At 64.7% G+C, this 889-nt stretch carries 1 protein-coding gene and 1 pseudogene; both read right to left on the bottom strand.

Translation table 11 applies throughout. From position 1 onward, the window contains the following. Window positions 1-197 (bottom strand): annotated as a pseudogene (locus tag VP06_RS36910) (hypothetical protein); the annotation flags it as partial. Between the two features lie 101 nt (window positions 198-298). Further along, window positions 299-889 (bottom strand): oxamate carbamoyltransferase subunit AllG family protein (locus tag VP06_RS33395; protein WP_048468132.1); only part of this gene is annotated, 591 nt, incomplete at its 5' end.

Here is an 889-nt window from a genome sequence, read left to right as displayed (position 1 = left end):
CCGTAGCGCTGCTCAGCCGCCTTCATGCCGTTGTAGGCCGACTCCATCCAGCCATGGTCGGCCCGCGACCCCGGAATCAGAATACCGATGCGAAGCGGCTTTGCCGCATCGTCGGCGAAGCCGAGCCGGACTGATGAACCGATAAAGGCTGCCGAGAGCATGCCGGTTTGCAGAAATGCACGACGGGTAGCGCTCATGTGTTTCCTCCTGTTCGTTTCCCGGTGTTGCCGCACTCTTTGTTGCGGCATTCTTGTATCGGCGGCGCGTCAGCGCCGTCAGTTTCAGTATCGAAGCAATCTCACCCCGCGCGGATTGCCGCCAACGCGCTGACGGCATCAACGAAACACTTCATGGGGGCCTGCACGACTCCGGCGCCGATGATCCCCATGCCCGGCTCCTTGTGCGCCGTAGCGGTGTTGATGACCGGCCGCATGCTCTCGTCCACGACCTTGCGGACATCGATGCCGACCGGCGCTCCGATGAAGTCGAGCATCGGCAAGGTGAAGCCGGGATTGCGGCCGATGGTGACGTGCGCCATCTCGCGCGAATAGCGCAGGGCATCCTGCGGCGTACCGCCGACGAACTGGACCATCGCGGGAGCTGCCGCCATCGCGAACGCACCGAGCCCCGCGGTCTCGGTGATCGCGCTGTCGCCGATATCGGGATTGGCATCGGCCACGCTGAAGCCCGGCAGGAACAAGCCGACGGGAATATCGGCCGGACCGACGAACCACTGCCCGTCCAGGCCGCTGACCCTGTTCCCAACATTGACGCCGTTGCGCGCCATCGCGGTGACGGTGCTGCTGAACGGAACGCCGTGCGCGGCGTCCATGGTCGCCTTGCACGCCGCCATCGACAGGCTCAGGAAGAACATGTCGTCCGCCCCGAT

The sequence above is a fragment of the Methylobacterium aquaticum genome (assembly GCF_001043915.1).
Lineage (GTDB): Bacteria > Pseudomonadota > Alphaproteobacteria > Rhizobiales > Beijerinckiaceae > Methylobacterium > Methylobacterium aquaticum.
Note: the sequence above shows the minus strand (reverse complement) of the source record. Positions and strands in the feature narration are given on the sequence as shown.